Origin of the sequence: Dokdonella sp., assembly GCF_049593775.1 — a bacterium.
Classification (GTDB): domain Bacteria; phylum Pseudomonadota; class Gammaproteobacteria; order Xanthomonadales; family Rhodanobacteraceae; genus Dokdonella.
Map to the genome: position 1 here is coordinate 1 of NZ_JBAWHJ010000162.1, position 7,331 is coordinate 7,331.

The following is a 7,331-nucleotide window of genomic DNA, read 5'->3' on the forward strand; positions in this document are numbered from 1 at the left end:
GTATTTCGTCCTCGATGCCATAGAGATCGAATACCGGCCGCTCGCCCGGGTAATGTTCGATTCGATCCGCGAGATCCGGCATGAACTGAGTCGTGAAATCGACGGCGCGATCCAGCGTTTCGCGCGAATCCACGCGCACTTTCTCGATTGACGGACGCATCAGGTCGCGCAGCGAGCGCAGGGCCAGCGGAAGGTCCTCGTATACGCGGGAGCCGACGCGCGATACGGCCATGCGTTCGAGCAGTGACGACCAGAGCTTGCCGAGGTAGCCGATATCCTCTGCCAGCGCTTCACGGGTCTGGCCTTCCGCATTGGTGCGAACAATATAGCCTAGTGGATTTTCTCCGATCGATTCGGCGAGGATTTCCTTGAGGCGCATGCGCTCGGTTTCATCTTCGATACGCACCGACACGCCCAGCACGGTGCTGTACGGGAGCAGGACGAGGTAGCGAGAGGGTATGGACAAGTGCGTGGTCAATCTCGCGCCCTTGGTTCCAATCGGATCCTTGACCACCTGGACGATGATTTCCTGGCCATCGCGAATCAGTTCGTTGATTGGCGGGGTCGGCGAAGCCGTAGCCTCGCCATTTTCGCCAATCAACGTTGGATGCGGGCGAATGATGTCCGAAGCATGCAGGAATGCGGCCCTGTCCAGGCCAATTTCAACGAACGCGGCCTGCATGCCCGGCATGACCCGGCTGACCTTGCCCTTGTAGACGTTGCCGACATAGCCACGCCGGCTGGCGCGCTCGATGTGCACTTCCTGCAGCATGCCGTTCTCGACCAGCGCTACTCGGGTCTCGCGCGGGGTGACGTTGATCAGGATTTCTTCGCTCACGACAAGATGTTGGCACCAGGAATTGAAGTGTTTTATAGCTGGCGCAGCGGTGTCTTGTCGAATGATGCAGCTAGCCGTTGCCGCTACCGTGCCGCGATGACCACCTTGCTCTGGAGCTCAACCTGCCCGAAATCGCTCCAGAAGGAGGGAGGTTTCGTGCAATGGAAGTCCCATGACCCCCGAATAACTGCCGCTCAAATGGCTGACGAATGCCCCCGCGCGGCCCTGTATCGCGTAGGCACCGGCCTTGCCAAACGCTTCACCGGTAGCCACGTAGGCATCGATGCATGCACGATCCATCGGGGCGATGCTGACCTCTGACAGCGAAACCGCATGATCTTCCTGGCCTGCACTGATGCACCAGACCACGCTGATGACTTGATGCGTACGTCCCGCCAGTCGACTGAGCATGCCGGCCGCATCGTTCGCGTCAGTCGGCTTGCCAAAGATTTCGCCATTCAGCGCGACCTCGGTATCAGCGCCCATGACGATTGCGCCGGGGACAGCAACGACCTGCAGCAATCCGGCACCAGCTTTCTCACGGGCAACCCGGCTGACATAGTCGATGCCAGGCTCCCCTGCACCACGAATTTCGGGCACTTCGACATCGAGGATCTCGAAATCGATGCCGATCTGCTCAAGAAGCTGGCGGCGACGTGGCGATTTTGAAGCGAGATAGAGCAATTCGGGCCTCCGGTTGATTCGGGAATCTTGCCAGATCAACTGGATTGAAGTCAGGACAGTGACACCCACTCGCTGTGGCGATCCGGAACACCGGGCAAGACTCACGCGCGGTGGTAGGGATGCCCGGCCAATATGGTGCTGGCCCGATACAACTGTTCGATGACGATCAGGCGAACAATCATGTGCGGCAAGGTCAGGGGGCCCAGCGACCAGGTCTGATTGGCGCGCGCCATCACTTCGGCGGCATGACCATCCGGGCCTCCGATCAGGATGGCCAGATCACGCGCCTGCATTCGCCAGGTTGCGAGATTCTCGGCCAACTGTTCACTGGACCACGGTTTTCCGCGGCCATCCAGCGCGACCACGTGTATATCGCTGCCCAGGGTCGCCAGCACGGCGCTCCCTTCATCAGCTTTGGCTTTGACCGGGTCGCGACTCTTGCCCCGATTGCCCAGCGGAATCTCCGTCAACTCGATCGGCAGTTCGCGAGACAGGCGCTTGGCGTACTCGGCGAACCCTTCAGAGACCCAAGCCGGCATGCGTTCGCCAACCGATATCAGACGCGTGCGCATGACCGTCCTTTCCGTTCACCTCGGCAAGTTGCCGGGAAATGCACTAGCCCGGCCTGTTCACGAACAGGCGCAGTGATCGCGAGCCAGTGGATTCTCGTGGCAATTGGCCATCGAGTCGAAAGCGCACTCAAGCACCGATTGCATGGCTTGCCGGAAGGCTGCATGGAAAAAGGGTGCGCACGCGGTATTCATGGTCGGGCAGGCTAACCGTCAAGCAATTCCGGATGCTCGTCGTCACCGACGGTCCACAGGCGTTCAAGACCATAGAACTCGCGCGTACGCGGCAACATCACGTGGACGACGATATCGCCCAGGTCAACCAGCACCCATTCGGCTTCCCGCTCACCTTCAACGCCGATCGGTGGCAGGCCGATCTTCTTTGCCGAACGCACAACCTCATCAGCGATCGACCTGACATGCCGCGTTGACGTGCCGCTTGTCACCACGATCAGATCGGTGACGGATGTCTTTCCGCGCACATCGATTTCCTGCGTATCACGTGCCTTGAGGTCCTCGAGCGCCGTGGTGACCGCCTTGTGCAAGCTTTCAAAGACGTCTTTTTCAAGATCGGGCTTGACCCGTTTGCGGGTTGCCTTGGACGCAGTCTTTGGTGCCGATTTGGCGACAGCCTTGCGCGCAGCAGCTGGCTTGGCCGCGCGCTTGCTGGCAGGTTCCATGGCCTTGGCCGGAGACTTGGCGGGCAACCTTGCAGAATCCTTCTTCGCAGCCACCTTGCGTGCAACCGGTGCTTTCTTTGCTGCAGTCGTATTTCCTGCCCGGCGCGGCCGGACTCGTGTTTCTGACGTACTCAAGGTGCAATCAACCTCATTTCAGGGCTCACGCCGGAACAGGCGCAGCGGCAGTATAGGGGCAAACCAGTGACAGTTCGCTGCGCGCGCACATGGTTTTGCGGCCCAGCGCCCACTGTTTGCCCGTCTACGGGCCTGAACCAACCGCTACAGGCCGGGCAGAATCGGCGATCCAGCCACTCCACGATGGCGCGAACAGGCGCGAACCGTGAAGCCCGGCATGCTCCATGGCCAACAGATTGTGGCAGGCGGTAACTCCGGATCCGCACATGTGCACGACGGAATCGACCGGACGTCGCCCGACAAGGGCCTGGAAGTCTTCTGCCAATGACTTCGCAGGGCGGAAAAAGCCCTGAGCATCGAGATTGTCGGTAAAGGGCCGGTTGACGGCTCCAGGTACATGTCCGGGCAGTCTATCCAGCGGTTCGACCTCCCCCCGATAGCGTGCTGCTCCACGCGCATCGACGAGACAGATGGAGGCATCAGCCAGACCTCGCTCCAAGGCATCGAATCCCACCAGTTGCTGCTCATCGAAATCCACCGTGACCACGCTGGCGGCGACTGCCGACTCCGTTGTTTCAATCGGCATCCGGGCTTTTTGCCAGGCGGCAAATCCTCCATCCAGAACCTGGCAATGTTCGGCACCCACCAGGCGCAACATCCACCAGAGGCGAGCCGCGGCCAGTGCCCCGCCGGCGTCATCGTAGGCGACCACCGGGCGTCCCGGATGCCACCCCCACTTCGACAAGGTCTCACCAAACGCAAATGCGGAAGGCAAAGGATGTCGCCCCAATCCCGCCCGGGAAAGGTCGGAGAGGTCCGTATCCAGATCAACGTGGATGGCACCAGGCACATGGCCTTGCGCGTACGCATGCCGACTGCCGGCCGGATCGCCCAGGTCCCAGCGGCAATCCAGTATCAGGGAATCCATGGTCCGGAGGCGCTCAGCCAGGTGTTGAACTGAAATCAGGGGCTGGGACTTCATCGTATGGCCTCCAGACGGCGCAGAAGATTCTGCAGGATAGCCGCGGTAGCACCCCAAATGCGCTGGCCAGCATAGTCGAACTCGAATATCTCCCTGCCCCGCCCTTGCCAGACGATTTCAGTCCGCCGCATGCACCCTGGCTCGAGGATGAAGTCGAGAGGAACTTCAAACACTTCGGCAACTTCACCGGGATCGGGCGCCAGCTCGAATCCATCGCGGACCACCGCAACTACCGGCGAAACACAAAATCCGGAAATCGTGTCGAGACAATCGAGGTAGCCAAATGGCTCAATGAATCCGGAGGTAATTCCTGTCTCCTCGAAGGTCTCGCGCAAGGCCGCTGCAATGACATCGGTGTCCGCGGGCTCCACCGCACCACCCGGAAAGCTGACCTGCCCCGCGTGATGGCGCAGGCCTTCGTTGCGTCTCGTGAACAGCATGCTCAACTCGTTGCCGCGACAAACCACAGGCAACAAGACCGCAGCTTGGCGCAGCCGGGTAGTCTCATCCCACAAATCGGGAAACTCCGACGCGTTCCAGCCTGGCGGCTCGGGAACATCGCTGAGTGCCCGTACTGCCCGGCGTAGCTGCTGGATGCCGAGATGTTCGCTCATGTCCGTTCGGACTGGCGCCGGGGCAGAACGTCGTCCATAAGATGCTCACGCTCTTCAGCGCTCATGCCCAGCCATCGTGCTATTTCGTCACCGCTACGCCAACAACCGACGCACAAGCCATGATCGTCCAGTTGGCAAATGCCAACGCACGGGCTGAGAACTGGCTGGGGAAACTCGATCTGCATTCGCTGCTCTATTCTTTCAGGACCCCTGGGGTCTGGCCTGTTCATCAATACGCGCGATGATCGCGCAGCACATTGGATCTACATTGCTTGTCGCGTTCGAGGTGACAGCAGGCGCTATCACCGGGCGAGCGGAAAGCCTTCTGGATTGAAAGGACAAGCGAAGTCGCGTGCAATTCATGAATAGTCCGCGCCAACGCCCTGCTGTTACATTAGTTGTATATCGGCCGCATGGTACAAGGCATGCTGGGAATGGCGACCAAGGTAGTGAGTGATTACGGCAAGGTTCTTTCGCTGGTTGAACCCGGCGTTTACGGACTGCCGGAAAGCTTGTTGCCACACTCCCGTGAATCCATTCGATTCGCGATTCTGACCTTGCTCAAACAACTGGGTCCCGACCATCCCGAAGTCAAGGAAGGCCTGCGTCAGGGCTATGTCTACCTCGCCCAGTTCGTAGGCGACGATGACGCCGCGCTGGTTACGAGAGGTCAGGCCAGCGTCGCCGGCACCGGCTCGGATTCTGAAAGCGCCGAACCCGCGATGCGCATCATCAATCGCATCAAGCTCGACATGGAGCGCGCGCTGGAGGACATGCGCAATTTCCTCTAGTTGCCGGATGACCTCATACAGCACAAAAGAAAACGCCGCGGATGGCCGCGGCGTTCTTGATCGCTCCAACCGGATCGATCAGTTCGAATCGATAACCTTGATGTCGAACACCAATGCCTGGTTCGGACCAATGCGTGGCGGCTGGCCACGATCGCCGTAGGCGAGATCCGATGGAACAAAGATCTGCCAGTTATCGCCGACCTTCATGCGCGGAAGCGCTTCCTGCCAGCCCTTGATCACTTCATTGACCTTGAACTTGACCGGTTCACCACGAGCGAACGAGCTGTCGAACTCGAGACCATCAGCAAGGGAGCCGCGGTAATGCACGGTAACTTCGCTGGTCGGCCCGACCTTCTTGCCGGTTCCATCTTCAATAACGCGGTACTGCAGACCGGACGGCAGTGAAACAATGCCCTTCTTGGTCTTGTTCTGAGCCAGGAACTGGTCGCTCTTGGTCTTGTTCGCACCGGCGACCTTGTCGTACTCGGCCTTGGCTTCCGCCATCATCTTGGTCTGGAAAGCCGACAGGGTTTCACGCATCTGCGCTTCCGGAACGGTCGGATCGCGCTTGGCATAACCGTCCTGCATGGCCTTGATGACCGTGTTGATATCCACGGTGATGCCGCGCTCGGTGAAATCCTTGCCGATCTGGAATCCCAGTGAATATGAAAGCTTGCCCTTTTCGGACGTGGTGTCCTGGGCAACTGCGCTACCTGTAGCAAACAACGCCGCCAGGGCGAGTGACAAACCAAATTTCATGCTGCCTCCAGTGAGAATCTGAAACCCGTAAACATGCCACGCCCGACCGGATGTACATCCCGGCACAGGCAAAAAGGCCGATCAGTGTACCTGAGCGGCGCTTGCGCTCCAATTGGCACGTACACGCCAATGCACAGAGTGCGAGGAACGGAAAAAGTTCTCGATCCTGTCGCAGCGGGCCAGGAAATTCGCAGTGAAGCACGCACAAGAATGCCGAAACACTCACTATAAATCAATAGCTTGGCGCCCATGCTCCATGCTGAACAAGCGCGCCAGTCAAGACAAACACCGGGCAAGGCGCGCTGCTATCATCCTGCCTCAACATGAACAGCAGCCTAGCGGAAACACGATGCCATTCCAGAATATCCTCTGCACCAACCGCGGCGCGATCCGCACCCTGACCGTCAATCGTCCTGACAAACTGAATGCGCTGAACCGGGAAACGATCGGCGAACTACAAGTCGCCTTCGATCAGGCGCAGCACGACGAATCCGTGCGGGTTGTCGTATTGGCCGGTGCCGGAGAGAAGGCTTTCGTCGCCGGTGCCGATATCGCGGAGCTGCAATCTCTGTCGCCCATCGACGCGCAGGCATTCTCGCGCGCCGGGCAGTGCATGATGCGCAGCATCGAGCTGCTCGGAAAGCCGGTTGTTGCGAAAATTCAGGGCTTTGCCCTCGGAGGCGGACTCGAGCTCGCCATGTGCTGCCATCTTCGCATTGGCAGTGAAAAGGCCAAACTTGGCCTGCCGGAAATCACCCTGGGATTGCTGCCGGGATTCGGAGGAACACAACGCCTCCTGCGGCTGATCGGGCGCGCGGCAGCGCTCGAGTTCTGCCTGCTCGGCCAGGCCGTCAGTGCGCAACGCGCAGAACAGCTCGGCCTGCTGAATCGCGTTGTCGCCGCCGAGCAACTGGACGATGAGGTCGATGGCCTGGCCGACCGGCTGGCCGCTTCGGCGCCGAACGCCCTGGCCGGCATCCTCGATGCCGTACTCGTGGGCGGCGAGTGTTCGGCTGCAGAAGGCATGGACTTCGAGAGCAAGGCATTTGCATTGTGCTTCTCGACCGACGACATGCGGGAAGGCACTACGGCCTTCCTCGAGAAGCGCAAACCGGTATTCAGCGGGAAGTAGTCTGCAAGCTGGCATCGCTCACTTCGGGACTACCCTGAAAGGCGGCGCTGCCAACTCCGGGCAGCAATAGCCGGCGTATCGATGCCGGCTATTGCTTGCATGGCTCAGTGTTGGCTACCGCGATATTTCTTCTCGCCAGCGGTGACG

At 59.8% G+C, this 7,331-nt stretch carries 8 protein-coding genes and 1 pseudogene; 2 read left to right on the forward strand and 7 right to left on the reverse strand.

From position 1 onward, the window contains the following. From WBP53_RS05600 to WBP53_RS05625, 6 genes and pseudogenes are all read right to left on the reverse strand, one after another. On the reverse strand, nt 1-838 hold an 838-nt coding region (locus WBP53_RS05600), incomplete at its 3' end, for a ribonuclease E/G (RefSeq protein ID WP_423926780.1). 117 nt (nt 839-955) lie between these two features. Continuing rightward, the gene (locus WBP53_RS05605) at nt 956-1,522 is read right to left on the reverse strand and encodes a Maf family protein (RefSeq protein WP_423926782.1); all 567 of its coding nucleotides are present in this window, start codon (nt 1,520-1,522) and stop codon (nt 956-958) included. Nucleotides 1,523-1,623: 101 nt separating this feature from the next. Next, entirely contained in the window at nt 1,624-2,094 is a 471-nt protein-coding gene (rlmH, locus tag WBP53_RS05610; protein ID WP_423926784.1) for a 23S rRNA (pseudouridine(1915)-N(3))-methyltransferase RlmH, read from the reverse strand. Nucleotides 2,095-2,297: 203 nt separating this feature from the next. After that, the gene (gene rsfS, locus WBP53_RS05615; RefSeq protein ID WP_423926794.1) at nt 2,298-2,636 is read right to left on the reverse strand and encodes a ribosome silencing factor; all 339 of its coding nucleotides are present in this window, start codon (nt 2,634-2,636) and stop codon (nt 2,298-2,300) included. Nucleotides 2,637-3,030: 394 nt separating this feature from the next. Continuing rightward, nucleotides 3,031-3,888, reverse strand: a complete 858-nt coding sequence (locus tag WBP53_RS05620) for a sulfurtransferase (RefSeq protein ID WP_423926786.1) — start codon at nt 3,886-3,888, stop codon at nt 3,031-3,033. Further along, a pseudogene (locus WBP53_RS05625) lies at nt 3,885-4,687 on the reverse strand (CoA pyrophosphatase). The gene WBP53_RS05620 and the pseudogene WBP53_RS05625 overlap by 4 nt, the downstream one beginning before the upstream one ends. Nucleotides 4,688-4,936: 249 nt before the next feature. Between WBP53_RS05625 and WBP53_RS05630 the strand changes: the two are divergent. Then, entirely contained in the window at nt 4,937-5,293 is a 357-nt protein-coding gene (locus WBP53_RS05630) for a hypothetical protein (protein ID WP_423926788.1), read from the forward strand. Between the two features lie 78 nt (nt 5,294-5,371). Here the strand turns inward: WBP53_RS05630 and WBP53_RS05635 are convergent, their stop codons facing one another. Beyond that, on the reverse strand, nt 5,372-6,052 hold the full coding sequence (locus tag WBP53_RS05635) for an FKBP-type peptidyl-prolyl cis-trans isomerase (RefSeq protein WP_423926790.1): 681 nt from the start codon (nt 6,050-6,052) through the stop codon (nt 5,372-5,374). 349 nt (nt 6,053-6,401) lie between these two features. Between WBP53_RS05635 and WBP53_RS05640 the strand changes: the two genes are divergently transcribed. Next, nucleotides 6,402-7,184, forward strand: a complete 783-nt coding sequence (locus WBP53_RS05640; protein ID WP_423926792.1) for an enoyl-CoA hydratase/isomerase family protein — start codon at nt 6,402-6,404, stop codon at nt 7,182-7,184. Nucleotides 7,185-7,331 lie beyond the last annotated feature (147 nt).